Raw genomic sequence first — 26,143 nt, forward strand, 5'->3', positions numbered from 1 at the left:
ACGCGCGGGCCGGCCGGCGGGAGGGAAGGGGTCAGCGGGTGTCGGCGCGCAGGGCGGCGAGGGTCTTCGGGCCGACGATCCCGTCGATGGTCAGGCGCCGGGACTTCTGGTACGCCCGTACCCAGGCGTCGGTGCGCGGGCCGAAGATCCCGTCGACGGCGAGCTTCGCCCCGACGGCGTCGGCCAGGCGTTGCAGCTCCCGTACGTCGTCGCCGCGGTCGCCCCTGCGCAGGTTGCGGCTGCCCAGGCGGCGGCCCTCGGCGTTGCCGATGCCCCAGGGGCGGGTGCTGTTCTCCAGTGCCCTGTCGTGGCTGACGCTGACGTGGACGTGCTTGTCGTGCGGGTTCGCGCCGGTGTACCGGGCCGGCTGGAAGCCGCGGGTACGGCTCCAGATGGTCCGGTTGTAGATCACGTACGCGGTGGCCGGGTGGGCGATGCAGCGCCGGACCACCAGCATCGGGTCGATGCCGTCCTTGTCGAAGTCGGCCGCGTTGACGGAGCCGTCGGCATCCGGGTTGTGGTCGGACCTGCGGGCTTGGTGCGCCGCGTCACCGATCCACCCGTCGGACGTGCGGTCCCGTTTCGGCCAGCGCGCGTCGATCTCCGCCCGGAGCACCCGCAGGGCGGGGGCGAGTCGTACGGCCACGTCACTCCTCCTCGTCCGCGTGCGGCTCGTCGCCGATCGGCTCGCCGATCAGGCTCTCCGGGTCGTCGTCCTCGCCGGCGGTGGCGAGGGCGTACTCGACGCCGCCGTGGTCGGTCTCCATCCGCTTTCCTCTCCGGCCGGGGCCCCGCGGGCAGGCGGCACCCTCGACCCACTGCGCCAGGGATCGCGACGGGGCCCGGGCCGGGAGGCCGGGACGGGCGGGCCGGGACGTCACTGTGGACAGTCACGGGGCCGTGCTCCCGTCGCTGCACACACCATGGGGCAGGGACGGCGGTTGCGGAAGGAGGAGTCGTGCTCCTGGCAGTAACCCTGCCGCTGCGGTTGGCGGGCGGCGTCGTTCGGCCCGGCCCGGCGGCGGGAGCGCCGATGGTTGTCAGACCCAGCGGCAGAAATCAGGTGACTCCCGGGTGACCGGGGCGGCCCGGGGCGCGCGTCCGATCGAGCCGGATGGCAGGAAGGGCTCCGCCGCGTCCCGGGACGCCGTCCCGGGTGCCTGGGACGCCGCGCCCGGCGCGGGGACGGGCGCCGCGGCGGGCTGGGCGGGGTGCGCGGCGCGGATCGGGACGGCGCGTCCCGGGCCCCGCCGGCGTTCATCCACCCGGCTCCACGGGCTGCTGAGGCCCCGTCGCCGCGCTCTCCCAGTGGCCGCCGACGGCGGGCGTGTCCGTCCGGATCGGGGTGCGGTTGCCGTCGAGGTCGTTCCCGATCACCCGGCAGTCGAGGCAGCTGCCCCGCTCGGTGATCCACCCGCCGTGGGTCTGGGTGCCGGCGCCCTTGTCGCGGATCAGGTTGCCCCGGATGGTGAGGGAGTCGACGGCGGCGTTGATGGTGAGGCCGGCCCGGATCGGCGGGGCGGGCGGCAGCTCGTACGGGGTGCCGGGCAGGGGCGCGTCGGCGCTCCAGCTCGTGGTGGCGGCCGGACGGATCGGGGCGAGGGTGAGGCTGTTCTCGTCGTTCGCCGCGACCACGGCGTACCGGGCGCCCACCCGCAGGACCTTGCCGAGGTGTCCGTCCTTCGGCCAGCTGGCCTGCTGGTCGACCAGGACGTCGTCGCCGTAGTGGACGGACTCCCCGCCCCCCGCGGCGGCGGGGACGCACTGGCGGCCGTTGTTGCGGATCCGGTTGTTGAGCACCACGCTGTTCCGCAGCGGCCGGTCGAGGCGCACTCCGTCGAGGCCGTTCCCCCAGATGTCGTTGCTCTCGATGACGATCTCCTCCGCGGCGGCCCGGTCGCCGGTGCCGAGATCCTGGTGGTGGTAGCCGTAGCGGCCGTTGCCGCTGATCCGGTTGCCCCGCACGGTGTACGGGCCGCGGGTGTTGCCGATGCTCACGCCGTCGCGCAGGTTGCCGTCGATGACGCAGTCGGTCAGCATGCCGCCCGTGCCGGGGATGCCCGTGGTGCCCTTGGCGGAGACCTGGAAGCCCGCCTCGAGGTTGCCGGTCACCGTGCAGCAGGTGACGATGAGCCCGTCGGCGCCCCAGTCGGCGATGCCGAACCGGTTGCCCTGGGCGTGGCAGCCGACGATCCGGATGCCGCGCGGCTGGGGCCTGCCGGGGTGCTGCATCTCCAGCAGGATGCCGTTGGTCGCGTTGCCCACCGCGCTGTAGTTGGTGATGGTCAGCCGCTCCACGCTGCCCCAGCCGCCGATGCCGATGCCGATGCCCGCCCCGCCCATCTCGAAGCCGTTGTCCAGCCGGCCGCACTCCAGCACCCGGATCGCGTCGATCAGGGTGTCCCCTCGTTGCTCAGCACGAAGCGGGTCGCCCCCGGCCCCGCCCCACCAGCGACACCCCGCTGCGCCACACCGTGGCCGCGTCGCGGATCATGTAGACCCCGGGCGGGCAGTAGATCACCCGCGCCCGCCCGTCCGCGGCGAACGCCTTGCCGAGCCGGTCCACGAGGGCGGCGAGCGCGGGCTGGTCGTTCGTCGTCCCGTCGCCGGTCAGGCCGTGCTCCCGCGCGTTGCACAGCAGCGGCGCCCCCGCCACCCCGAACGGGCGCACCCCGGGCGCGGTGGACGTCACCCGACCTGGCATGGGACCTCCCTCCGCGTGCGGGGTCAGCCGGCGAACCGGCCGGAGCCTGGACCGCAGCGGGGCCACACCGCACCGGCGGGTGAGCCCGCCTCGACGGTACGGCCACTACGCCGTCGAGGCGTGAAAACGGCGGCAAAACCGGCAGGTTCCCAGACCGAGACCAACCACCTGCGCCAGTACATGGCCCAGCTACGCCGCAAGCTCGAAGCCGACCCGACCCGACCCGTCCCCGTCACCGGGTCGTCCGTCCGGCGCCTGCCTGCCAGGCAGTTCGAGACCGGCCGCATCTGGTATTCATGCCCGCCTTCTGGGAGTATCGGGAGAAACCGGAGAGCGTCGAGCAGAGCCGGACGCATCAGTTCGGGACGAAGCCCGACGCCACGGTGGATCATCCGGGCGCGGGGCGACATCTGCACGCGCGGACCGGCGTCGAGCAGGGCCGGACACAGCAGATCATCCAGCGGGCTGCCGTCGACCGGCGGTCACGCACCCGACCCCGACGACGCGAGCGGGCGAGGTCGGCACGCGCGTCCGCTGGCACAACTGGACCTGGCCGGGGCCGTACCGGCCCGCACCCGGTTGGCTGTCAACGTGGACGCCACCGCCGCGTCCCGGTGGCCCGTCCACGGTCGCGGGCAGAGGCCGGTCGGCACTGACGCGAGAAGAGAGAGACATGACTGGTCAACTTGCCGGCAGGAACGTCATCGTCACCGGGGGGACCCGGGGAATCGGTCGTGGCATCACTCTCCGGCTGGCCACCGCCGGGGCGAACGTCGTGGCCTGCTACCGCACCGAGGGCGGGCACATCGAGACGCTCGCCCAGGAGCTCGAGAAGACGTCGGGCACCCACCGCCTGATCCGGGCCGACGTGACCGACGCCGAGGACGTCGAGCGGCTCGTCGGCGAGGCCCGGAGCAGCCACCGGACGCTGCACGGCCTGGTGCACAACGCGGGAGTGATCAGCTCGGTGCCGTTCGGCGAGCTGACCCCCGAGGAGTGGCACCGCGTGGTGAACACCAGCCTCACCGCGGCCTACCTCGTCGTCAACAAGACACTGCCGCTGATGACCGTGGGCGCCTCCGTGGTGGCCATCGGCTCCCGGGTGGCCACGATCGGCATCCCGCTGCGGGCCCACTACACCGCGGCGAAGGCGGGACTCGTCGGGCTGATGCGCTCGCTGACCAAGGAGTTGAGCCCGCAGGGCATCCGCGTCAACGTGGTGGCCCCGGGCATGATCGAAACCGAGGAGGCGGCGCAGGCCGGGTCCGAACAGCGGCGGGCGTACGTCGAGAGCCACTCCCAGCGGATCGCCCTGCGGCGCTACGGGCGGCCGGAGGAGGTGGCCGACGCGGTGGCCTTCCTCCTCAGCGACCAGTCCTCCTACATCACCGGGGAGACACTGCACGTCGACGGAGGCATCTGAGCCGGCGGCCCCGCGCGTCACGGCAGGCACCGTGCCCCCACCACGCCGGCGGGCGTCCCGGCCTCCGCCGCCTGCCTCGGTGACGCGCCGCCCGCCGCCACCCGTCAGGGCGTCTCCCGGGCCTCCCCGGCGGCGGAACCGAGCTGGTCGCGGCCCTGCCGTGCGGCGTGGCCGAGTCGCGCCGTGGCGTCGGCCGACAGCCCGCGCTCCGCCGCGGCCCAGGAGACCCAGGCATCGGCGACGTCGGGAAGGACCCGTGCGACGTCCGGGTCGTCGAGGTGCTCCGGGGCGAGGGCCGGTAGCCCGAGGAGGGCCAGGATCCGGCGCGGGCCGAGACGAAGGGGATGGCAGCCGGCCTGTTGGGTGATGTGTGCGACGAGCAGGTCGACCGCCCGGCTCGTCGCGTCGTGCGCGGGCAGGGCGCGCGCGGCGTCGGAGTCGAGGAAGGCCCGCTTCAGCAGTTCGAGCTCGACGCTGCCGGGGAGGGCCGGTGGCGGGGCGACGGAGTCGCTGAGCGCGCGGGCGCGCGCCAGGGTCAGTGCGCGCATCTTCCGGTACGCGGCCGGCACCGGCGTGGGTTTGTACTGCCGGTCCTCGATCAGCTCGTCCGTCGTCGCGACGGCGTCCTCGAGAAGCTGGCGGGCGCGGGCCGGATCGAGCGGTTCGACCATCAAGCCGTCGTCGCCGTCCCCGGCCTGGCGCAGCACGCGCAGCAGCAGGTCCGGGTCCGTGCCGAGGGTCAGCTCCCGGAGCAGTCCGCCCTCGATCGCGCGGTCGATCAGGGCCAGGATGCCGTGCGGGTCCTCGCCGTCGTAGGAGAACGCGCACAGCACGATCGCTGTCTCGTCGACCTCGTCGTGCGCCCACCAGCAGCCGTCCACGCGCACCCGGCCGATCGTGGCCGCCCACGGTGGTTCGGGCAGCCCCTGCCGGACGAGGCGGTCGGCGTTGATCCGGGCGAGGTCGCGTTGGGTGTCGATCGTGCTCATCGCCTGGAAGGCGCGCAGGGCAGCCACGGCCGTCGGCGTCGGACGCCGGCCCAGCTCGTGGATGACCTCGGCGTCGTCCCGCGCCGCGGCGGCCAGGGACGGCGCGAAGCCTTCCGCCGACTCGTGAGCGAGCAGCTGGGTCATCGACTGCTCCACCGACCAGGGCGGGCTGTCCGCCTTGATCGAGAGGCACCACTCCAGGAAGTCCGCGCCCGCGGCGGCGCGATCGGCGTTCCGGTCGCTGTCACCCATCGCACGATCCTCCCAGCCGGCGGCCGATCACGCGAGCACCGGCGGCTCCTGCGGCGAGCCGCCGGCCGGCAGAGCGGCGCGGTGCGGCTGGGCCGACACCGAGCCCGACCCCGTTCCGGTGCCCACGATCGCCTGGCTCACCTGGCACATCGGTTGGTGGTGGTCGGTGGCGACGGACCACGCCGAGGGGCGGCCGGCGCGGCAGCGTACCGAGGTCGGGTGGCCTGGGGAGGGCGCGACCGTCGGATGGTTGCGTGACCTGCGGGCGGGGTGGCTCGCGTACCTCGACCGGCTCACCGACGCCGACCTCGACGCCGCCGCCTCGTTCCCGTGGCCGGCGGACTCCGGGCACCCGGTCGCCCACCTGCTCGGCTGGGTCAACGCCGAGTTGATGAAGAACGCCGCGGAAATCGGCCAGCTTCGGCTGCTGCGGGCGGCCCAGGCCCCGTGACGTGACTCTCGTCGCGCCCGGAACCGTCGCGGGAATGGTGAGCGGGGCGAACGAGTTGATCTCGTGCGGTTCACCTATCCAATGGAGGAGAGGCCCGCATGGCGACGACACCGGCAGCCGGCACCCGGACGGGCGTCGGCCTGCGGTCCGAACGCGGTCCCGTGCTCGCCGCGATCATGCTCTGCACCGGGCTGGTCGCCATCGACGCCACGATCATCGCCACCGCGGTGCCCTCCATCGTGCGCGACCTGGGCGGCTTCTCCCAGTTCCCCTGGCTGTTCTCGATCTACCTGCTCACCCAGGCGGTGACGGTGCCGCTGTACGGCAAGTTCGCCGACTCGCTGGGCCGCAGACCGGTGATGTTCTTCGGCATCGCCATGTTCCTGCTCGGCTCGGTCCTGTGCGGCGTCGCCTGGAGCATGCCCGTACTGATCATCGCGCGGGCCATGCAGGGGGTCGGCGCCGGCGCCGTCCAGCCGATCAGCATGACGATGGTCGGCGACCTCTACACCGTCGAGGAGCGGGCCCGGGTGCAGGGATACCTGGCCAGCGTGTGGGCCGTCGCCTCCGTGCTCGGCCCCACCCTGGGCGGGGTCTTCTCCGACTACCTGTCGTGGCGGTGGATCTTCTTCGTCAACCTGCCGCTCGGGGCGGTCGCCGCGTGGGTGCTGGCCCGCCAGTTCACCGAGCGGGTGACCCGCAGTACGCACAGGGTCGACTACCTCGGGGCCGCCCTGCTCACGGGCGGGCTGTCGCTGCTCATCCTCGGGCTCCTCGAAGGGGGCGTGGCCTGGCCCTGGGCCTCCGGCCGGACGCTGGCGATCTTCGCCGCCGGCGCGGCCCTGCTCGTCGCGTTCGTCCTCGCGGAACGCCGCGCCGCCGAGCCCGTGCTGCCGTTGTGGGTGTTCCGCCGCCGCACGCTCGTCGGCGGAAACCTCGCCTCGCTGGTCGTCGGGGCCGTGACGATCGGGCTGAGCTCGTACCTGCCGACCTACGCCGAGGGCGTGCTCGGCACCAGCGCGCTGGTGGCGGGGTTCGCGCTGGCGGCGCTCACGGTCGGCTGGCCGATAGCGGCCACCCTGTCCGGGCGGGTCTACCTCAGGATCGGGTTCCGCGACACCGCGCTGATCGGCAGCGTGTTCGTCATCGGCGGCACGGCGCTGATCTCGCTGCTGGCGGCGGACTCGCCGCTGTGGATGACCGCCGGGGGCGCCTTCGTCGTCGGCGTCGGGCTCGGCCTGGCCGCCAGCCCGACGCTGGTCGCGGTGCAGTCGGTGGTCGGGTGGGAGCGCCGGGGCGTGGTCACCGGCACCAACATGTTCAGCCGCTCGCTGGGCAGCGCCGTCGGCGCGGCCGTGTTCGGGGCGATCGCGAACGCCACGCTGGCCGCCCGCTTCGCCCACCCGCCCGCCGAGGTCGCCGGGCGGATGCCCGACGCCGCGGACGCCGGCAGCCTCGTGGTCGACGCGCATGCCATGGAACCGGCCGTGGCCGGGTACGTCCGCGGCGCGCTGTACGACGCGACGCACCACGTCTTCCTCGCGCTGGTCGTGGTCGCGGTGCTCGGGGTGGGCGTCCTGCTGCTGATGCCGCGGCGCAGCGAGCCGCTCACGTTCGAGTAGCCGAAGCGACCCGGGCGGCGGCGGGCCGCCGCTACCGGGCGCGGCCGCTCGCCCGGTCGACGCCCCGGTGCACCCGCACCGTGCGCTCGACCAGCTCGCGCAGCGCGGCATCGTCGACGTCGTCGAGCCGGCGCAGGTAGAGGCAGCCCTTTCCTGTCTTGTGCGGGCCGAGCCGGGCGAGCGTCGACGCGTGGCGTTCCTCGAACCCCGCCACCAGGTAGACGACGAGCTGCTGCTTGCGGGGCGAGAAGGCCACCAGCGGCCAGTCGCCGGTGCGGCCGCTCGCGTAGGCGTAGCGGTAGCTGCCGAACCCCACGATGCTCGGCCCCCACATCACGGCGGGCTCGCCGGTCACCTCGCGCAGGACGCCGCAGAGACGCCGCGCGTCGGCCCGCCGCCGCTCGTCGGGAACCGCGGCGAGGAAATCCTCGACGCTGGCGTCGGTCGGGACCGTCACCGGCTGCTTCGCTGTCGCCATGCCCGCGATGCTGCCACGGGGGTACGACAGCCGCCGCGGTCAGAGCTCGTCGAACGGCTGGGCGTACGCGAACTCGCCGCGGATCGACGGACGCCAGGCGCTGAGCGGGCGGGCCTGGAAGAACCGCGGCCCCCAGGGCCGCGGCGGGGTGACGCCGAGGTCGACCGCCGGGCGGAACCCGAACCGCGGGTAGTAGTCGGGGTGGCCGAGCAGCACCACCAGCGGCTCGTCCAGCGCGTCGGCCGCGCCGAGCACGGCGTGTGTCAGGGCGCTGCCGACCCCGCGCCCCTGCCAGGCCGGCAGTACGCCGAGCGGCCCCAGCCCGAGCGCGACCGGCTCGCCGGCCACCCGCGCCCGCGTGCACACCACGTGCCCGACGACCCGCCCGTCCGGGTCGATGGCGACCAGCGACAACGCCGGCAGCCACGCGTCGCTGGCGCGCAGCGCGTCGACCAGCCCCACCTCCACCGGTACGTCGCCCGGTGCGTCCGCGGTGGCGAAGGCCGCGCCGTGCACCGCCCGGATCGCCGCGACGTCCTCGCCTGTCTCCCGCCTGATCAACACGCCCGTCACCATAGGCCGCCCGGACCCGCCCCGCCTCTCATAACCGGCCGCCCCGCCGGCACGGGGTCGATCAACCGGCACGGGGTCGATCAAGAGGTTCGCGTCGCGAGGCCGGCGAGAGACGACGCAAACCTCTTGATCAACTTGATCAATGAAGCGCGGGTCGGCGTGGCGCGGCAAGCGCAGCCGGCGGCCGGCGGCGGGCGCGGGGCCGGTAGGGTGACCCGGTGCGGGTTCCCGAGTCCGAGGACGCCTTCGTCGTCTTCGGCGACCAGGATTCCGGCTGCCTCTCGTACGGCGTGGAGGTGGACGGTCGACGGTGGTTCGTGAAGCGGCCCCGGACGCCCGCCGCGGCCGCGTCGCTGGCCCGCGCGCTCGGGCTGCACGCCGCCGTCCGGCACGCCGCGATCGTGCGTCCCGAGATCGTCCTCGACGGCGCCGACGGCCCCGTCCTGGTGTACCCGTGGCAGGCGGGGACCGTGCTCAACCACGCCACCGTCCACGGGCCGGACCGGATGGGGCTGGCCCGGTTCCAGACCCTGCCCCTGCCCGAGGCGCGGGCGGCGCTGGCGACCGTCCTCGACGCGCACGTCGCCGTCGCCGCTGCCGGGTACGTCGCGGTGGACCTCTACGACGGCTGCCTGCTGTACGACTTCGACGCGCACCGCATGCGCCTGGTCGACCTGGACGAGTACCGGCCGCAGCCGTTCCTGCTCGCCTCCGACCGGCTGCCCGGCTCCCGCCGGTACCTGGCGCCGGAGGGGTTCACCCGCGGAGCGCGGATCGACCACCGGACGACGGTGTTCGCGCTCGGCCGGGTGCTGCACCACCTGCTCGACTCGCCGGGCGGCTGGCGGGGCACCGCCGACGAGCGGGCGGTGGTGCACCGGGCGACCCGGCCGGACCCGGACGACCGGTACCCGGACCCGGCCGCCCTAACCCGGGCGTGGGCCGAACAGGAGCAGGCGGCGGCGGCCGACCCCTGGCGGGGGTGACCGTCCGGGAGCCGGGCGGCGACCGCGAGGCCGGGCGGCCCGGAGCCGTACCCGGCGGATGGTCCACCAGCACGTCTCCTACCCGTACGACCCGGAGACCGGGCTGGCCCGGACCGAGCTGGCTCCCTGACGCGGCGTCGGCCGGCCCGGTGTCCGCCCCGGCCGGGACACCGGGCCGGCCGGCGGTCAGAGCACCTGGGAGAGGAAGCGGCGCAGCCGCGGGTGCTCGGGGCGCTCGAAGATCGCGGCGGGCTCGCCGGCCTCCAGCACCACGCCGCCGTCCATGAACGCCACCGTGTCGGCGACCTCGCGGGCGAAGCCCATCTCGTGGGTCACCACCACCATGGTCATTCCGCCCGCCGACAGCTCCGCCATGATGCCCAGCACGCCCTTGACCAGCTCCGGGTCCAGCGCCGACGTCGCCTCGTCGAAGAGCATCACCTGCGGCTGCAACGCCAGCGCCCGGGCGATCGCCACCCGCTGCTGCTGCCCGCCGGACAGGTGCGCCGGCCGGGCGTCGGCCTTGCCGGCCAGCCCGACCCGCTCCAGGTGGGCGCGGGCCACCTGCACGGCCTCGTCCTCGCCGAGGCGCCTGATCCGGCGCAGCGCCAGCGTGACGTTGCGCAGCACGGTCATGTGCGGGAACAGGTTGAACTGCTGGAAGACCATGCCGACTCGCTGGCGCAGCGCGTCCGGGTCGTCGCCCAGCACGCTGCGCCCGTCCAGCAGCACGTCACCCCGGTCGGGCTCGAGCAGGCGGTTGATGGTGCGCAGCAGCGTGGACTTGCCGGATCCGGACGGCCCGATGACGCACGCCGTGCCGCCCCGGGCGACGTCCAGGCTCGCGCCGCGCAACACCCGGTTGGCGCCGAAGGCGAGGTGCACGTCGCGGACGCTCAGGCTGACCGGCGCGCTCGTGGCGGTGCTCATCGGTACTCCCTCCCCGCCGGGCCGCCGACGGCGGCCTCCCCGGGCAGCGCGGCCTCGCCGGCCAGCGCCAGCCCGCCGTCGTCGTCCGCACCGGCCGGGCGGCCCTGCCGCAACCGCCGGTCGATCCAGTTCACGGCGTGGGTCAGCGGCACGGTCAGCGCCAGGTAGAACAGGCCCGCCAGCAGCAGCGCCGACTCGTTGCCGGTGTTCGCCGCGTGGTCCTGCCCGATCCGGAACAGCTCCCGCTGGCTGGCGACGAGGCCGAGGAAGTAGACCAGGCTGGAGTCCTTGATCAGCGCGATGAGCTGGTTGACCCACGCCGGCAACACCCGGCGTACGCCCTGCGGGATGATCACCAGCCGCATCGCCTCGCCCCAGGAGAAGCCCAGCGCCCGGGCGCCCTCCAGTTGCGCGGCCTCCACGCTCTGGATGCCCGACCGGAAGATCTCCCCGATGTACGCGGCGGCGATCAGCGACAGCGCCAGGATCCCCAGCGGGTACGGGTTCGGCCCCCACACCTGCATGCCGAGCGGCGCCAGCCCGACGCCGATGAGCAGGATCGTCGCCGCGGCGGGCAGGCCCCGGAAGATGTCGGTGTAGACCCGGGCCGGCCAGCGTAGCCACCGGGTACGGGAGATGCCCGCCACGGCCAGCAGCATGCCCAGCAGCGAGCCGAGCAGAGCGGCCGAGATCGCCAGGATCAGCGTGTTGGGCAGCCCGACCGTCAACATCTCGGGCAGCGCCACGCGCATCGAGTCCCAGTCGAAGAACGTCTCCCACAGGGTGCTCAGTGGATCCATCGCCTCGTTCGCTCCGCTCGCTCGTCGCCCGTACGGTCAGGAGGCCGCCGAGGCGGACGCCGACGGCTCGGTCGCCGCCGGGGCCGACGGGACCGGCACGGTGCCGCTGCCCGGCTTGAAGTCGGCCGGGATCGGGCGGCCGGGGTAGTACTGGGCCTGCAGACGGGTCCAGGTGCCGTCGGCGATGACCTCGTCGAGGCCCTTGTTCAGCGCCTCGCGCAGCTTGTCGTTGCCCTTGGCCACCGCGTACGCGGTCGGGGCCGGGCTGAGCTGCTTCGCCGCCACCTTGACCTTGCCGCCGCTGTCGGCGGCGGTCTTCTCGCCGATCTCGGCGGGGGCGATCCACGCGTCGGCGGTGCCGGCCTTGAGCTGGTTGAGCGCGCCGTTGTAGTCGGGCACCCGCACCGGGTTCAGGTTCTGCCCGGTGGCGTAGTCGTCCTGCACGGTGCCCTGCACGACCACGACCCGCTTGCCGGCGAGCTGGTCGAAGCCGGTGATCGACGAACCGGCGGGTACGTCCAGGCCGAAGTAGCCGAAGTCGTAGCCGTTGCCGAAGTCGACGGTCTTCTTCCGCGCCTCGGTGATGGTGATCGAGGAGCTGCCGACGTCGAACTTGTGGTTGTTGACCTGGGACAGCAGCGCGGAGAAGTCGGTGCCGACGAACTCCACCTTCAGGCCGATCTTCGCGGCGACGGCGGTGAGCAGGTCGTTGTCGAAGCCGGTGAACTTGCCGTCCTTCAGGTACACGTTCGGCGGGGCGTCGGTGAGCGTGCCGGTGCGCAGCACGCCGGCCTGCAGCAGGCCGTACGGGTTGTCCGCCGTGTTCGAGGCGTCGTCGCCGCAGGCGGTCAGCGCCCCGGCGGCGAGGACGGCGGCGGCGCCGAGGGCGGCGACCTTGGTCAGGGCAGGAAGGAATCGCACGGGTGTCTCCTGGTTCGAGGAACGGCACGCGGCCGGCCGCCGAGGACGGCGCCGGGTGGGCGTACCGGGTGAAGGGGTTGCCGGATGGGGCGCTCAGCGCGAGGTGCGGCGGCGACAGCCGGCGCTGCACATTCGCATCAGGTCCACGTGCCGGCGCCTGACCAGCGCGACGCGGGGGAGCGGGGCTCCGGCCGGCGGGCGGTGGTGGTGGGCAGACATGGCTCTCCAGGGTCGGTGATGACCTGGGGACCAGGCCACGCTTGCACCGGTGACACTCCGGTGCCTGGTCTTCACCCGGGGCACCCCACCGCGGAGGAGGGTTGCCGGCCAGCGAGCCGGGGCTTCGCGCTGGCGCTCATGACCTGCGTCGACACTAGCAAGGCAGCCGGGCCGCCCGTCCAGTCGTTATGACCACGCTCACGCGGCGTGACCGAACGGAGGGGCGGCGATCACACTCCGAGTCGCCGCCATTGCTCTGGGTGGCGAATGGTGTCTGATTGTACGTGTCGATGACGAATCGTTCTCGGGCACCTGGCGCCGGTTCCGCGACGTCACGCGGGCCGGCTCGTCCGCCTGGGACGGCCCGGCGGCGGCGCGGGTGCGACGCGCCGCCGCCGGTTGCGGTCTCGGTCCCGCTCAGTCCGCCTGGAACGACTGGCGGACGACCCCGCCGACCAGCGCGCACCAGGTGCTCGTGTCGACCTTGCCGTTCGGCGGCAGGCCGTGCAGCCGCTGCAGGTCCTGGACGGCCTTCTTGGTGTGTAGCCGCGGTGGGTGAGCAGGTACTGCACCACCCGCACCGAGGGCGAGCTGACGAAGCGCCACAGGTCCGGCCAGCGGCGGGCCGGCACGTCGGCGAGGTCGGTCCCCAGCTCGGTGAAGACCCGCCGGCGCAGCGTCGGGAACTGCGCGTAGAAGGCGGCGCCGGGGCACAGGGTGTTGCGGAAGTCCCAGTGGCCGAAGATGTCGTGGGCGTGCAGCCCGTACTGACGGCAGATCGTCGTGCAGAGCCGCACCAGCGAGTCCAGCAGTGCCTGCGGGGGCGTCTCGCTGACGTACGTGCCCTCGTTCTCGATGCCGATGGCCCGGCCGTTCTCCCCGGGGCAGTGCGCCGAGATCATCTGCCGGTCCCCGGCGGTCAGTCGCTCCAGGCTGCCGCGCCGGCCCTCCGTCACGTACCCGCCGCGGCTGACCGTGAAGTGCTGGCCGGTGTCCGACCAGCCATTGCCGTCCATGTGCAGGTTCTGGCAGTCCCGGGCCAGCTTGATCGCCTGCTCACGGGAGTAGTCGGTGACGTTCGGGAACGCCATGTGGTGCACGATGATCTTGTTGGTGGGAATGGCGCTGACCGACAGCGGATCCTTCGGCGGGCGGGCGCCCCACTCGTCGCAGCTGATGATCCAGTCGAGGTCCGAAGCGGACGCGGCGCGCGCGGCGGTGGGGAACGCGAGTTCCGAGCCGACGACGGCGACGGCGGCCGCGCCGAGCCCGGCCCGCAGCACCGTACGGCGGTCCAGTTCGGAATGGTCGAGGTGCATGGCATCTCCTTCATGGCCGGTCGACGGCCGGGGGTGAAAAGGAGCTACAAAGGGAAAGCGTGAGGTGGAGAATATTGCCACAGTCGGCGGGACGCCAGGGGGGCGAACCGGGATTGCCGGCCCGCGGCGGGTGCGGGCCGTGTACGGTCCGGCCATGGGCAGCGGTGCGGGTGACGGCGGCGCGACGCCCGGCGCCTCCCGCGCGGGTGCCGGGGCGACCCTGCTGGCCGCGACGATCACCGTCGACGAGATGACCCGGCTGCGGCACGCCGTCGCCGCCGCGGCCGAGCGGGCGGGGCTGACCGGCGTGCCCCTGGAGGACTTCGTCCTGGCGGTGCACGAACTGGTCACCAACGTCGTCCGGCACGGCGGGGGCCGGGGCGCGCTGCGGCTGCGCCGTGCCGGCGACGTGCTCACCTGCGAGGTCAGCGACAACGGGCCGGGCCTCGGCGACGTACGCGTGGCCCTGCCCGCGCCCACCGAGGTCGGTCACCGTGGCCTGTGGCTGGCCCAGCAGCTCACCGACGGCCTGGAGATCCACGACGGGGACGGCGGCGGGACGACCGCCCGGGTCACCGCCCACCTTCCGGGGGTGGCCGGCGGCGGGTGACCACCCCCGCGCCGCGTTTCCGTCCCGGCCCCGGCCGCATGCATACTTGCCGAACTGCACTCAACGCCGAGGCCGGTACGCCCGCCCGGCTGGTCAGGTTCCGGGAGTATGCGATGGTCGAACGGTCGACGGTACGGCGTGGCGCCACGGTTCCCACCCCGGCGGGCCCGGTGACGGACCCCGGATTGCGGCAGCTGCTGGCCGGCCTGACCGCCGTGCGTGACGGTGACTTCGGCACCCGGCTGCCGGAGGACGCCGACGGCCTGCTGGGGGAGATCGCGACCGTCTTCAACGGCATGGTCGACCAGCTGTCGCTGTTCACCTCCGAGGTGACCCGGGTGGCCCGGGAGGTGGGCACCGAGGGGCAGCTCGGCGGCCAGGCCGAGGTGCCGGGGGTGTCCGGCACCTGGAAGGACCTGACCGACTCGGTCAACGCCATGGCCGGTAACCTCACCGACCAGGTGCGGGACATCGCCGAGGTGGCCACGGCGGTGGCCCGGGGTGACCTGTCGCAGAAGATCACGGTCGACGTGCGGGGCGAGATCCTGGAGCTGAAGAACACCATCAACACGATGGTGGATCAGCTGTCGTCGTTCGCCGACGAGGTGACCCGGGTGGCCCGGGAGGTGGGCAGCGAGGGCCGGCTCGGCGGGCAGGCCGAGGTGCCGGGCGTGGCGGGCACCTGGCGGGACCTCACCGACTCGGTGAACTTCATGGCCGGCAACCTGACCAGCCAGGTGCGCAACATCGCCCAGGTGACGACGGCGGTGGCCCGGGGCGACCTGTCGCAGAAGATCACCGTCGACGCCCGGGGCGAGATCCTCGAGCTCAAGAGCACCATCAACACGATGGTGGATCAGCTGTCGTCGTTCGCGGCCGAGGTCACCCGGGTGGCCCGGGAGGTCGGCACCGACGGCCGGCTCGGCGGCCAGGCGCAGGTCAGCGGCGTCGCCGGCACCTGGCGGGACCTCACCGACTCCGTCAACTCGATGGCCGTCAACCTCACCGACCAGGTGCGCAGCATCGCCCAGGTGGCCACGGCGGTGGCCCGGGGCGACCTGTCGCAGAAGATCACCGTCACCGCGCACGGCGAGATCCTGGAGCTGAAGAACACCATCAACACGATGGTGGATCAGCTGTCGTCGTTCGCCGACGAGGTGACCCGGGTGGCGCGGGAGGTGGGCACAGAGGGGCGCCTCGGCGGCCAGGCCGACGTCAAGGGCGTCTCCGGCACCTGGAAGGACCTCACCGAGTCGGTGAACGTCATGGCCGACAACCTCACCGCGCAGGTGCGCAGCATCGCCGAGGTGACCACGGCCGTCGCGAAGGGCGACCTGACGCAGAAGATCCGGGTCGACGCCCGGGGCGAGATCCTGGCCCTCAAGGAGACCATCAACACGATGGTCGACCAGCTCTCCGCGTTCGCCGACGAGGTGACGCGGGTGGCGCGGGAGGTGGGCACGGAGGGGCGGCTCGGCGGCCAGGCCCGGGTGCTCAACGTCGGCGGTACGTGGAAGGACCTCACCGACAACGTCAACGAGATGGCCAACAACCTCACCAACCAGGTGCGCTCGATCGCGCTGGTCGCCACGGCGGTGGCCCAGGGCGACCTGAGCCGCAAGATCACGGTGGAGGCCAAGGGCGAGGTCGCCGTGCTCGCCCAGACCATCAACACCATGGTCGACACCCTCGGCGCGTTCGCCGACGAGGTGACCCGGGTGGCCCGCGAGGTGGGCACCGAGGGGCGGCTCGGCGGCCAGGCCCGCGTACCCAACGTGGCGGGCACCTGGAAGGACCTCACCGACAACGTCAACTCGATGGCCAACAACCTCACCGGGCAGGTGCGCAACATCGCCCAGGTGACCACGGCCGTCGCCCAGGGCGACCTGACCAAGAAGATCGACGTCGACGCCCGGGGCGAGATCCTGGAGCTGAAGACGACCATCAACACGATGGTGGACCAGCTGTCGTCGTTCGCGGCCGAGGTGACCCGGGTGGCCCGGGAGGTGGGCAGCGAGGGCCGGCTCGGCGGCCAGGCCGAGGTGGAGGGCGTCTCCGGCACCTGGAAGCGGCTCACCGAGAACGTCAACGAGCTGGCCGGCAACCTCACCCGCCAGGTCCGCGCCATCGCCGAGGTGACCAGCGCCGTGGCCACCGGCGACCTCACCCGCTCCATCACCGTGGACGCCCCCGGCGAGGTCGGCGAGCTGAAGGACAACATCAACTCGATGGTGGAGTCGCTGCGCGAGACCACCCGGACCAACCAGGAACAGGACTGGCTCAAGACCAACCTGGCCCGCATCGCCGGCCTCATGCAGGGCCACCGGGACCTGGAGGTCGTCGCCGGCCTGGTCATGGACGAGCTGGCCCCGCTGGTGTCCGCGCAGCTCGGCACGTTCCTGCTGATGGACGAGAACGCCGACACCCCCACCCTGCGGGTGGTCGGCGGCTACGGCCACCGCGCGGCCGGCCGCCGCTACACCCTCGGCGACTCCCTCGTCGGGCAGGCGGCGGCGAGCAAGCGGGCCATCGTGGTGGACGCCGTACCCGCCGACTACGTCACCGTCACCTCCAGCCTCGGCGCGGCGGCGCCGCTGCACCTGGTCGTCCTGCCGATACTGTTCGAGGACCAGGTGCTCGGCGTGATCGAGCTGGCCAGCATGACCCGGTTCACCGAGGTGCACCGCAACTTCCTCGACCAGCTGATGGAGACCATCGGCGTCAACGTCAACACCATCGTGGCCAACGCCCGCACCGACGTGCTGCTCACCGAGTCGCAGCGCCTCGCCGCCGAGCTGCGGGCCCGCTCCGAGGAACTGCAGGCCCGCTCCGAGGAACTGCAACGCTCCAACGCCGAGCTGGAGGACAAGGCGGCGCTGCTGGCCCGGCAGAACCACGACATCGAGACCAAGAACTCCGAGATCGAGCAGGCCCGCCAGGAGCTGGAGGCCCGCGCCCAGCAGCTCGCGCTGGCCTCGAAGTACAAGTCCGAGTTCCTGGCCAACATGAGCCACGAGCTGCGTACGCCGCTGAACTCGCTGCTCATCCTCGCCCAGTTGCTGGCCCAGAACCCGACCCGCAACCTCACCCCGAAGCAGGTCGAGTACGCCACCGTCATCCACTCCGCCGGCGCCGACCTGCTCCAGCTCATCAACGACATCCTCGACCTGTCCAAGGTGGAGGCCGGGAAGATGGACATCAACCCGGAGACGGTCGAGCTGAGCGTGCTGCGCGACTACGTCGACGCGACGTTCCGCCCGCTGACCACCCCGCGCGGCCTCGAACTGGAGATCAGCACCGCCCCCGACGTGCCGGAGCGGCTGCACACCGACGAGCAGCGGCTGCGGCAGGTGCTGCGCAACCTCGTCTCCAACGCGGTCAAGTTCACCGAGAAGGGCCGGGTGCGGCTACGCATCGAGCGCGCCCGTCCGGACGAGCTGCCGGACACCTTCGCGCCCGACGACACGGTGGTCGCGTTCCGGGTCGTCGACACCGGCATCGGGATCGCCGAGCAGCACCTCACCGCCATCTTCGACGCGTTCCAGCAGGCTGACGGCACCACCAGCCGCCGGTACGGCGGGACGGGGCTGGGACTGTCGATCAGCCGGGAGATCGCCCACCTGCTCGGCGGCCGGATCACCGCGCGCAGCGTCCTCGGCCAGGGCAGCACGTTCACCCTCTACCTGCCGGCCACCATGCCCGCGCCCACTCCCGCCTCCGGTCCCGCGCCGGCCCCCACCGTCACGGCGTCCCCCCGCGTACCGGCCGGGCTGGACCTCGGCGCGGCGCTCGGCCCGCTCGGGCTGTTGACCGACGAGCGGCGGGTCCTCGTCCTCGAACACCACGACAAGGGGCTGCTGACCATGCTGGTCCACGGCGCGGTCGCCGGGCTCGCCGACGGCCACCCGCCCGTGCAGGTGACCACCGCCGTGGACGCCCCGGCGGCGCTGGAGGCGCTCACCGCCCGCCGGCACCACTGCGTCATCGTCCACCTGGACCTGCCCGACGACAGCGGCGCCGTACTGCTCAAGGCACTGCACGACGATCCCGGGCACCAGGGCGTGCCGGTGCTGGCGTACCACGCCAGGCCCCTCACCGGCGGGCAGGACGCCCTGTTCCGGGCGATGGCCGGCAACCGGCCGGTCGAGATCCTCGGCAGCCTGGACGATCTGCGCGAGCGGATCGCCCTGCACCTGTCCGCGGCGCTGCCCGAGCACGTCGTGCCGCTCGCCCGTCCGGCACGCGAGATCGCGCAGGCGGTGGAGGGGTACGCCACCGAGCTGGCCGGCCGCAAGGTGCTCGTGGTCGACGACGACGCGCGCAACGTCTTCGCCCTGACCAACATCCTGGAGCTGCACGGCATGGACGTCGTGTACGCGGAGAACGGCCGCCAGGGCATCGAGACGCTGATGCGCCACAACGACATCGACCTGGTGCTGATGGACGTGATGATGCCCGAGATGGACGGCTACGCCGCCACCGCCGCGATCCGGGCGATGCCGCGCTACGCCGACCTGCCGATCATCGCGGTCACCGCCAAGGCGATGCACGGCGACCGGGAGAAGAGCATCACCTCCGGCGCGAGTGACTACGTCACCAAGCCGGTGGACGCGGAGGATCTGCTGACCTGCATCCACCGCTGGCTCGACTCCTGACCAACGCGCCGCCGGCCGGGAACCGTGGCGCTGTCGGTCGGGTGGGGCCGGCGCCGACTCCGGCCGGGGGGAGATGCCTTTCTACCCACCGGGTGTGGCCCCGGTGGTGACCGGCTGTCTGAGGATGGTGCGCTGCCTGTCGGGGGCGACTCTGCGAAAGTCGCTGAGATAGATCTCGTGGTGGTCGCCGACCATCTGGAACCCTTGGCCGGGGATGAACTCGTGATGCATCTGGGCGAGTACGTCAGCCTCGTCGTCGAAGGAGCCAACGTGCAGTGTCTGCACGCACCGCCCCTCGGACAGCGCCCTCAGGCGGACGTCATCGAGGCGCGCTGGCTGGTTGTTCACCCCGGCCTGCTCGACGGCGGTGGTGAACATGGCCTGGTCGATCCAGCCCGGGACCATGAGCAGCAGCGTCCAGTTCCACCGCGACTTGTCCCGCGCCGCCGTGAAGGAATCCATGTCCTCGGCCCGCCACAGGCCTTCCAGGGGTGGAACGACGTAGTCGCGCCCGAGCTCTGCCTTGCTGGCGAACTTCAGCTTGTACGCCACCGGATAGAGCGCTTCGATCGCCTTGGTGAAGGCGGGCGACGTGTTGGGGTCCCCGTGGCCGTCGATCGTGAGGTACTGCATGTCGGGCACGTCAACGATCCGGAACCGGCCCCGTGGTGCTCGGTAGGTGTCGAGGGTCTTCTTGAAGTCAATCTTGTTCGTCATCGGGTACCCGGGCTCAAGGTGGCGTGGAGGACGCGGCGGGACCGGGTGGCTATCCGAAGCGGTCGGCCAGCGTCGTCAGTTTGGTGACGTACGCCGGCCAGTCGTAGTCGTGAGGGATGTTGGTGCTCTCGCGCCGCAGGCCGATCGCCGTGTCGTACTGCTCGCGCATGATGTCGGCGTGACCGGCGTGACGAGCGAGGTCGCAGATCACGTGGATGATGATCCTTTGCAGCGTCACGGCCTGTCCACCTGGCCGCCACCACGACACCCGCCCCGGCGCGTCGAGCGGTAGCTGTTCGATCGTCTGATCCGCGAACACCCCGACACGGCGATACAGGCCGATCAGCCCATCCTTCGTCTCATCCTCCCGCGCGTACCAGTCTGCCTGCGGTTCCTCCTCGTACGCCTGCATGGGGACGAGTTCCTCAGGCGTCGGGAATTCCCGCCCGAAGGTGGGCCCGAAGTAGTTGGCTTCGACATTCAGGCAATGCTTGAGGACCCCCAGCAGGTTGTTGCCGGTCGCGGTGCGGGGCAGTCTGGCTTCGCGTTCGCTCAGCCCGTCGAGCTTCCAGATCAGGTCCTCGCGAGTGGCCTGGAGGTAGTGGTGCAGCGCCGCTTTCGCATCGCCCAAGTCAGCCATGCCCGCCAGTCTTCCTCATACGCCAAGCCACCGTGCGAGGTGTCGTTTACAAGATCAGCGTCCGGCTGGCGCGGCTGGCGTCGTGACCTGGCACCGTCTCGCCGGCCGGCTCCGGCATTGCGGGTTACCGGATGAGGGGGTCATGAGTACCGTGGGCCACGACGGCCGCTGACGGGCCGGCGGGAGGAGGTTCGGATGGACTCCATGCCGGAGCTGACCTTCGGGCAGCGCCTGAAGGTCTACCGTGAGCGTTCGGGCAAGACCCGTGCCGTGCTCGGCGGGCTGGTGGGCCGCAGCGCGGAGTGGGTGAAGGCCGTCGAGACCGACCGGCTCTTGCCGCCGCGCGTGCACATGCTGGATCGGATCGCTCGCGTGCTCAAGGTCGACGTCTCCGCCCTGATCGGGGACCTCAGCGAGCGGTCCGCCGTCGTCGACGGCCCGGAGCACCCCGCACTCGCCTCGGTCCGCGAGGCCCTCAACCGCTTCACGCTGTCCGGCGAGGTGTCTTCGCAGCCGTTGGAGCGGATCCGGGAACGCCTCTCCGCAGCGTGGCGGGCGCGCCATCAGGCGCCGGACCACCGGACGGTGCTCGGCGCCGTGTTACCCGACCTGGTACGGGACGCGCAGCGTGCCGCGCTGACGTACGAGGGCGACGAGCGCCGCCGGGCGCACGCCCTGCTGGCCGAGGCCCTCAATCTGGCCCAAATGTTCCTCGCCTACCAGCCCGCCGCCGAGCTGCTGTGGCGCGTCGCGGACCGGGCGATGGTGGCGGCCCAGGAGTCGGGAGATCCGGAAGCGCTGGCGCGCGCGGGCTGGTTCCTGTGCCAGATTCACCGGGAGGCGGGGGACTGGGACACGGCGATGTCGGTGACGCTGGACCTGATCTCGGCGCTGGAGCCACGAGCGGCCGACGCGAACGCAAACCTGCTCGCCCTGTGGGGTGCCCTGAACTTCGAGGCCGCCTACACCGCTGCCCGCGCGGGCGAGGAGGGCCGGGCCTGGCGGTACTGGGATCACGCGGACCGGGTGGCGCAGCGCCTGCCGCAGGACTTCTACCAGCCGCAGACGTCGTTCTCGCAGGTCATCATGGGCGCCCACGCCGTGACCGTTGCGGTGGAGTTGCAGAAGTCCGGTGAGGCGGTGCGACAGGCCGCTCGCCTCGACCCGGCTGCCATTCCATCGCGGCCACGCCGTGCCCGTCACCTGATCGAGGCGGCCCGGGGCCACTACGGCAAAGGCGATCACGAGGCCACGGTGGCGATGCTGCGACGGGCGTACGGCTCGGCGCCGGAGACGATCCGCTTCAACGGCTACGCCCGCCAGTTCACCCTGGATCTGCTCGACGGGCCGCGTTCCGCCCGCAACGACGTGCACGATCTCGCGCTGAAGGTCGGCCTCGTCTCCTGAGCCATGGGTAGGGACTTTACCCGGTACGCGCCCCACGACTCGTGATGGGTAGCAGCCATGATCCGCCGCTCTCGGTCCCCGGGCGGCTCGGTCGGCGGTACCTCGTTGCCGTTGTCGTCGATCTCGTACCGCTCTTGGATCAACCAGCCAATGATCGGATCCGGCCTGATTTCCCCGTTTCTTTCGATCCACAGCTACCGCCGGCCATGCACCGGTGCCGGATGGAAGTCGATGTCGCGGTACAGGAACTTGCCCAATCTGTCTCCTAGCGGTGCGTGCCTGGCGTAGCTGTCCCGAGTAGCCTTTCAGTTGGCGGCCCGTCGGCGTAGAGGCCGGTGGGCCGCCCGCCCAGTCCTCTACCTGGAGCGGTCATGGTCGAATCGTTTCCTCCCGCCTGCGGCAACTCCGCGACGAGCGCGGCCTGTCCCTGCGTGACCTGGCCAAACGCACGTTCCACGGCAAGACGTACCTGCATGAGTTGGAGACCGGGCGGAAGTCCCCCACCATGCAGGTGGCGCAGCGCCTCGACGATGTCCTCGAAGCGGGCGGTGAACTGGCCGCACTGGCCGCCATCCGTCCCGGCGTGCGCCGCCGCGAGTTCGTCGCCGCCGCCGGCCTGGCCACCGCCTTGCCACATACCCTGCTCGCCCATGGCCGCCATGTCGGCGCAGCCACACCTGGCCGGCTCGCCGCCCGCATCGCCCGCCTGCGCCGCCTCGACAACCACCTCGGCGGTGCGGACACCCACCACCTGTACGCGGCCGAAGTCGACGCCACCGCTCGTCTCGTCCGGGACGGTGCCTACGACGAGTCCACCGGCCGCCAACTGCTCGCCGTGCTCGCCGAGCAGGCACAGCTAGCCGGGTGGGCGGCATTCGACGCCGGCAACCACCGCGACGCCGACCGGCTGTACCGGCTCAGCCTTGCCGCAGCCCGCGACGCCGAAGACGCCTCGCTCGCCGCCAACGGAATGGCGTTTCTGGCTTACCAGCAACTCGCCCTCGGCGGCCAGGCCGCCGACACCGCGGCGGCTGCGTGCGACACCGCCGGCACCGCCGCCACAATCGGAGTTCGGGCCCTGCTGCACCTGCGCACGGCGTGGGCGTACGCCGTCGCCGGAGACGCCGCCGCCGTCGACCGTCACCTTGACATCGGCACGACCTGCCTGGCCGAACACGACGACCGCCCGGACCCCGACTGGGTGTACTGGGTGGACCGCACCGAGGATGAGATCATGACGGGCCGCTGCTGGAGCGTCCTGCACCGGCCCGTACGCGCGATCCCCGTCCTCGAACGGGCGCTGGCCGGGTTCGACGACACGCACGCCCGGGACAAGGCCCTCTACCTGTCGTGGCTCGCCGACGCCTACATCGACGCCAACGAGATCGAGCAGGCATGCGCGACCGCCGCGGCGGCCATTCGGCTGTCAGGTGGCATCGGGTCGATCCGGCCCGGACAGCGCCTGGACGCCGTCGTCGCTCGGGTGGAGCCGCACGCGGACCTGCCGTGCGTCATTGAACTGCGCGCGCTCGCTGCCGAGGTATCTAGACGCAACGCCGCTCGGTTAAGGTCCGGCGGGTGTTTCGCAATGGTTTGTGATGATGTCGATCGCGATGGTGGCTTTGTAGCTATGCCGGTCTACGTTGGGTCCGCGGGCTTGGTACTTGGAGTTTGAGCGTTTGATCATCCGGGTTTTCACCCGGATCCGGCGGTCGGGTAGCAGGTGGGCCAGGACCGCGCGGCCGATGGCGCCGACCAGGTCGATGACGGTGTCGGCGATGACGCCGGTGGCGTTGGTGATCTGGTCGCGGGCGGTGTGCAGGGCGGTGGTGAAGCTGGCTCGGTCGGGGTTGGTGGCGGGCTGGCTGTCGGTGGCATCGGTCATGGCGGTGCGGAGGGCCTGGTAGACGGTGAGCAGGGCGTAGATCTCCTGGTCGATGCCGTCGGGGGTGCGTGCGCGTAGGACCCGGCCGCCGAGGATGCTGGATTTGATCTCCAGGTAGGCGGTTTCGATTTCCCATCTGCGGTGATACAGCTTTATCAATTCGCCGGCGGGGTGGGTGTGCGGGTCGAGCAGGGTGGTGATCAGCCGGTAGCCGCTGGTGCGGGTGCCGTCGCTGGTTCTGATGGTGATCTGGGCGTCGATGACCCGCACGCGCAGGGTGCCGATGGTCGATAGCCATGAGCCGTCGCGGTAGCGGGTGATCACGGGTAGGCGGCGGCCGTTCTTGCAGCGGATCAGCAGGTCGGCCTTGGTCGCGGCGAGGGTGGTGATGAGGTCGGCGGCGGCGTAGTTGCGGTCGGCCAGTAGCAGCATCCCGGCCCGCAGGCTACGGGCCAGGGTGTGGGCCTGGTCGAGTTCACCGGTGCTGATCGGGCCGAACACGGCGTCGATGATCGAGCGGGTGCCGCAGGTCAGCAGGACACTCAGCCGCAGGGCCGGGTAGCCGGCCCCGCCGTGGTTACCCCGTTGTTTGCGGTAACGGGCCCGGACCGCCTCGGCGTCGGCTACCGACATCGTGGTCCCGTCGATCGCGGCCACCAGCAGCCCCCGCCAGCGCACGGCGTGGTTCGCCGTGGTGACCGCCGGGCCGCGGAGCAGGTCGAACAACGCCCGCAGCGGCGCAGACCCGAGCCGCTGCCGTGCCTCACGTAACGTCCCCGAGGACGGCTCGGCCAGGTCCAGCCCGGCCAGACCGGCGGTCAGTTTCCGCCACACCTGCCCGTAGCCGAGTTCGGCGAACAGGCAACCCGCCAGGACGAGATAGACCACCACCCGGGCCGGCAGCAGTCGGATCCGCTGCTGCGTACGGCGGGTCGCCGCGAGGATCTCATCGACCATCTCGAAAGGTATGAACTGGGTCAACTCACCCAGATGACCCGGTGCGAACACCCCCGCGGCTACCCTCACCGTACGGGTTATGGCAATCTGATCGACCAAAGCGGAGGGTCAAGCCCCTGGAAGTGGTGTAACGGCTGATCTTTCGAGTTGTACTGGTTAGAAGGGTTGTGTTCCGGGCTGCTCAGGGGCGGGTTCGTTGGTTTCGGGTTGCCAGCGGTCGATGTCGTCGGGCCAGGCTGCGGGACGGCCGTGGCCGTCCCAGAAGCCGGTCTCGGTGCCGGTGGCGGCCAGGGCGGCGTTGAGCTTCTTGCGTTCGGCCGGGGTGGGGATGGTGTGGTCGCCGGTCACGTCGGTCATGCTGCGGTCTCCAGTTGGGGCAGGTCCGGACTCGTCGTGGTGGTTCTGGCGGTCTCGCGGGCCTTGGCGAGGATGTCGAGGGCGAAGTAGCGGCGGCCTTCGGTCCATTCGTCGTGTTGTTCGGCAAGGACGGCACCGACGAGGCGGATGACGGCGTCGCGGTCGGGGAAGATCCCGACGACGTCGGTGCGGCGGCGGATCTCCTTGTTGAGTCGTTCGTTGGGGTTGTTCGACCAGATCTGGCGCCAGATCTGTTGCGGGAAGCCGGTGAAGGCGAGCAGGTCGGCGCGGGCGTCGTCGAGGTGGGCGGCCACGGCCGGCAGCGACCTGCTGACCGAGTCGAGGAGTTTGTCGAACTGGGCGTGGACCGTAGCGGCGTCGACCTGGTCGTAGACCGAGTGCAGCACGGTCTTGACCGCCGGCCACGCGGACTTCGGACACACCGCCATCAGGTTCGCGGCGTAGTGCGTGCGGCACCTCTGCCAGGACGCGCCGGGCAGGTTCGCGGCGATCGCGTCGACCAGGCCGGCGTGGGCGTCGCTGGTGACCAGCAGGGTGCCGGTCAGGCCGCGGGCGACCATGTCGGCGAAGAACGCGTTCCATGCCTGCTTGGTCTCGCTTGTGGCGACCTTGACGCCGAGGACCTCGCGGTGGCCGTCGGCGTTGACGCCGGTCGCGACCAGCACGACCGCGTTGACGACCCGGCCCTGCTCGCGGACCTTCATGGTCAGCGCGTCGGCGGCCACGAACGTGAACGGCCCCGACTCGCTCAGCGGCCGGGTGCGGAACGCCGCGACCTGGGCGTCCAGGTCGGCGGCCATCCGCGAGACCTGTGACTTGGACAGGCTGGTGATGCCCAGCGACTGTACGAGTTTGTCCATGCGTCGGGTGGAGACGCCGAGCAGGTAGCAGGTCGCGACCACACTGACCAGCGCGGCCTCGGCCCGCTTACGCCGTTCGAGCAGCCACTCGGGGAAGTAGGAGCCCGACCGCAGTTTCGGGATGGCCACGTCGATCGTGCCGATGCGGGTGTCGAGCTCGCGGTGCCGGTAGCCGTTGCGGGAGTTGATCCGTTCCGGCGAGGCGATGCCGTACTCGGCGCCGCAGACCGCGTCGGCCTCCGCCGACAGCAGAGAGTTGATCACCGTGGACAGCAGGTGCCGCATCAGATCCGGTGACGCGTCGGTCAGTGCCTGGCCCAGCAGGCCGGCAGGGTCGATGATGTGAGGTGCGGTCATCGCGGTAGTC

Annotated in this window: 21 protein-coding genes, 2 pseudogenes and 1 riboswitch; of the genes and pseudogenes, 8 read left to right on the forward strand and 15 right to left on the reverse strand. The window is 71.9% G+C overall.

What is annotated here, in order from left to right; translation table 11 throughout:
• Window positions 1-31 precede the first annotated feature (31 nt).
• Window positions 32-646, reverse strand: coding sequence for a peptidoglycan-binding domain-containing protein (locus tag JD77_RS24495; protein WP_145776353.1), 615 nt, complete (start codon window positions 644-646; stop codon window positions 32-34).
• 611 nt (window positions 647-1,257) lie between these two features.
• A pseudogene (locus JD77_RS24500) lies at window positions 1,258-2,704 on the reverse strand (right-handed parallel beta-helix repeat-containing protein).
• Window positions 2,705-3,377: 673 nt separating this feature from the next.
• On the opposite strand from JD77_RS24500, the gene JD77_RS24505 reads away from it, so the two are divergent.
• Window positions 3,378-4,127, forward strand: a complete 750-nt coding sequence (locus tag JD77_RS24505; RefSeq protein ID WP_145776354.1) for an SDR family NAD(P)-dependent oxidoreductase — start codon at window positions 3,378-3,380, stop codon at window positions 4,125-4,127.
• Between the two features lie 104 nt (window positions 4,128-4,231).
• On the opposite strand, the gene JD77_RS24510 is transcribed toward JD77_RS24505, so the two are convergent.
• Window positions 4,232-5,368, reverse strand: a complete 1,137-nt coding sequence (locus tag JD77_RS24510; protein ID WP_145776355.1) for a hypothetical protein — start codon at window positions 5,366-5,368, stop codon at window positions 4,232-4,234.
• Between the two features lie 118 nt (window positions 5,369-5,486).
• On the opposite strand from JD77_RS24510, the gene JD77_RS34060 reads away from it, so the two are divergent.
• Window positions 5,487-5,819, forward strand: coding sequence for a DinB family protein (locus JD77_RS34060; RefSeq protein WP_246140899.1), 333 nt, complete (start codon window positions 5,487-5,489; stop codon window positions 5,817-5,819).
• 98 nt (window positions 5,820-5,917) lie between these two features.
• Window positions 5,918-7,441, forward strand: a complete 1,524-nt coding sequence (locus JD77_RS24520) for an MDR family MFS transporter (protein WP_145776357.1) — start codon at window positions 5,918-5,920, stop codon at window positions 7,439-7,441.
• A 31-nt stretch (window positions 7,442-7,472) separates the two neighbouring features.
• On the opposite strand, the gene JD77_RS24525 is transcribed toward JD77_RS24520, so the two are convergent.
• Together JD77_RS24525 and JD77_RS24530 are read right to left on the reverse strand one after the other, a co-directional pair.
• Entirely contained in the window at window positions 7,473-7,919 is a 447-nt protein-coding gene (locus tag JD77_RS24525; RefSeq protein ID WP_145776358.1) for a DUF1801 domain-containing protein, read from the reverse strand.
• 39 nt (window positions 7,920-7,958) lie between these two features.
• Window positions 7,959-8,483 carry a GNAT family N-acetyltransferase gene (locus JD77_RS24530; protein ID WP_145776359.1) on the reverse strand — a complete coding sequence of 175 codons (525 nt, stop codon included), beginning with the start codon at window positions 8,481-8,483 and terminating at the stop codon, window positions 7,959-7,961.
• Window positions 8,484-8,710: 227 nt separating this feature from the next.
• Between JD77_RS24530 and JD77_RS24535 the strand changes: the two genes are divergently transcribed.
• A complete protein-coding gene (locus JD77_RS24535; protein ID WP_145776360.1) occupies window positions 8,711-9,478 on the forward strand; it encodes a serine/threonine protein kinase in 768 nt (255 codons plus the stop codon).
• 186 nt (window positions 9,479-9,664) lie between these two features.
• On the opposite strand, the gene JD77_RS24540 is transcribed toward JD77_RS24535, so the two are convergent.
• The 5 genes and pseudogenes from JD77_RS24540 to JD77_RS35240 all read right to left on the reverse strand — a co-directional run.
• A complete protein-coding gene (locus tag JD77_RS24540) occupies window positions 9,665-10,408 on the reverse strand; it encodes an amino acid ABC transporter ATP-binding protein (RefSeq protein ID WP_145776361.1) in 744 nt (247 codons plus the stop codon).
• Window positions 10,405-11,208, reverse strand: coding sequence for an amino acid ABC transporter permease (locus JD77_RS24545; RefSeq protein ID WP_145776362.1), 804 nt, complete (start codon window positions 11,206-11,208; stop codon window positions 10,405-10,407). Before JD77_RS24545 ends, JD77_RS24540 begins: the two co-directional genes overlap by 4 nt.
• A gap of 36 nt (window positions 11,209-11,244) precedes the next feature.
• On the reverse strand, window positions 11,245-12,129 hold the full coding sequence (locus JD77_RS24550; protein ID WP_145776363.1) for an ABC transporter substrate-binding protein: 885 nt from the start codon (window positions 12,127-12,129) through the stop codon (window positions 11,245-11,247).
• A gap of 251 nt (window positions 12,130-12,380) precedes the next feature.
• Window positions 12,381-12,492: riboswitch (SAM riboswitch) on the reverse strand.
• Window positions 12,493-12,765: 273 nt separating this feature from the next.
• Window positions 12,766-13,062 (reverse strand): peptidoglycan-binding domain-containing protein, encoded by a 297-nt coding sequence (locus JD77_RS35235; protein WP_342799691.1) that lies wholly within the window; start codon window positions 13,060-13,062, stop codon window positions 12,766-12,768.
• A 50-nt stretch (window positions 13,063-13,112) separates the two neighbouring features.
• Window positions 13,113-13,823: pseudogene (locus JD77_RS35240) on the reverse strand (peptidoglycan recognition protein family protein); the annotation flags it as partial.
• On the opposite strand from JD77_RS35240, the gene JD77_RS24560 reads away from it, so the two are divergent.
• Both JD77_RS24560 and JD77_RS24565 read left to right on the forward strand, forming a co-directional pair.
• Window positions 13,822-14,277: an ATP-binding protein gene (locus JD77_RS24560; RefSeq protein WP_145776364.1), complete on the forward strand. Its 456-nt coding sequence runs from the start codon at window positions 13,822-13,824 to the stop codon at window positions 14,275-14,277. The pseudogene JD77_RS35240 and the gene JD77_RS24560 sit on opposite strands and share 2 nt — an antisense overlap.
• Before the next feature lie 113 nt (window positions 14,278-14,390).
• Window positions 14,391-18,932 carry a HAMP domain-containing protein gene (locus tag JD77_RS24565; protein WP_145776365.1) on the forward strand — a complete coding sequence of 1,514 codons (4,542 nt, stop codon included), beginning with the start codon at window positions 14,391-14,393 and terminating at the stop codon, window positions 18,930-18,932.
• Between the two features lie 81 nt (window positions 18,933-19,013).
• On the opposite strand, the gene JD77_RS24570 is transcribed toward JD77_RS24565, so the two are convergent.
• Window positions 19,014-19,649: a GyrI-like domain-containing protein gene (locus JD77_RS24570; RefSeq protein WP_145776366.1), complete on the reverse strand. Its 636-nt coding sequence runs from the start codon at window positions 19,647-19,649 to the stop codon at window positions 19,014-19,016.
• A 49-nt stretch (window positions 19,650-19,698) separates the two neighbouring features.
• Window positions 19,699-20,289: a DinB family protein gene (locus tag JD77_RS24575; RefSeq protein ID WP_145776367.1), complete on the reverse strand. Its 591-nt coding sequence runs from the start codon at window positions 20,287-20,289 to the stop codon at window positions 19,699-19,701.
• A gap of 195 nt (window positions 20,290-20,484) precedes the next feature.
• Here JD77_RS24575 and JD77_RS24580 point away from each other — a divergent pair, with 195 nt between their 5' ends.
• On the forward strand, window positions 20,485-21,696 hold the full coding sequence (locus tag JD77_RS24580; RefSeq protein WP_145776368.1) for a helix-turn-helix domain-containing protein: 1,212 nt from the start codon (window positions 20,485-20,487) through the stop codon (window positions 21,694-21,696).
• 379 nt (window positions 21,697-22,075) lie between these two features.
• Entirely contained in the window at window positions 22,076-23,371 is a 1,296-nt protein-coding gene (locus tag JD77_RS24585) for a helix-turn-helix domain-containing protein (protein WP_246141342.1), read from the forward strand.
• Here the strand turns inward: JD77_RS24585 and JD77_RS24590 are convergent.
• The 3 genes from JD77_RS24590 to JD77_RS24600 all read right to left on the reverse strand — a co-directional run bounded on the left by JD77_RS24590 (window position 23,261) and on the right by JD77_RS24600 (window position 26,133).
• Window positions 23,261-24,607, reverse strand: coding sequence for an IS4 family transposase (locus JD77_RS24590; protein WP_281292116.1), 1,347 nt, complete (start codon window positions 24,605-24,607; stop codon window positions 23,261-23,263). The genes JD77_RS24585 and JD77_RS24590 overlap by 111 nt on opposite strands.
• An 87-nt stretch (window positions 24,608-24,694) precedes the next feature.
• Window positions 24,695-24,895, reverse strand: a complete 201-nt coding sequence (locus JD77_RS24595; RefSeq protein ID WP_145773317.1) for a hypothetical protein — start codon at window positions 24,893-24,895, stop codon at window positions 24,695-24,697.
• Window positions 24,892-26,133, reverse strand: coding sequence for an IS256 family transposase (locus JD77_RS24600; protein WP_145773316.1), 1,242 nt, complete (start codon window positions 26,131-26,133; stop codon window positions 24,892-24,894). Before JD77_RS24600 ends, JD77_RS24595 begins: the two co-directional genes overlap by 4 nt.
• Between the last annotated feature and the right edge of the window lie 10 nt (window positions 26,134-26,143).

The sequence above is a fragment of the Micromonospora olivasterospora genome, from assembly GCF_007830265.1.
In the GTDB taxonomy this organism is placed as follows: domain Bacteria; phylum Actinomycetota; class Actinomycetes; order Mycobacteriales; family Micromonosporaceae; genus Micromonospora; species Micromonospora olivasterospora.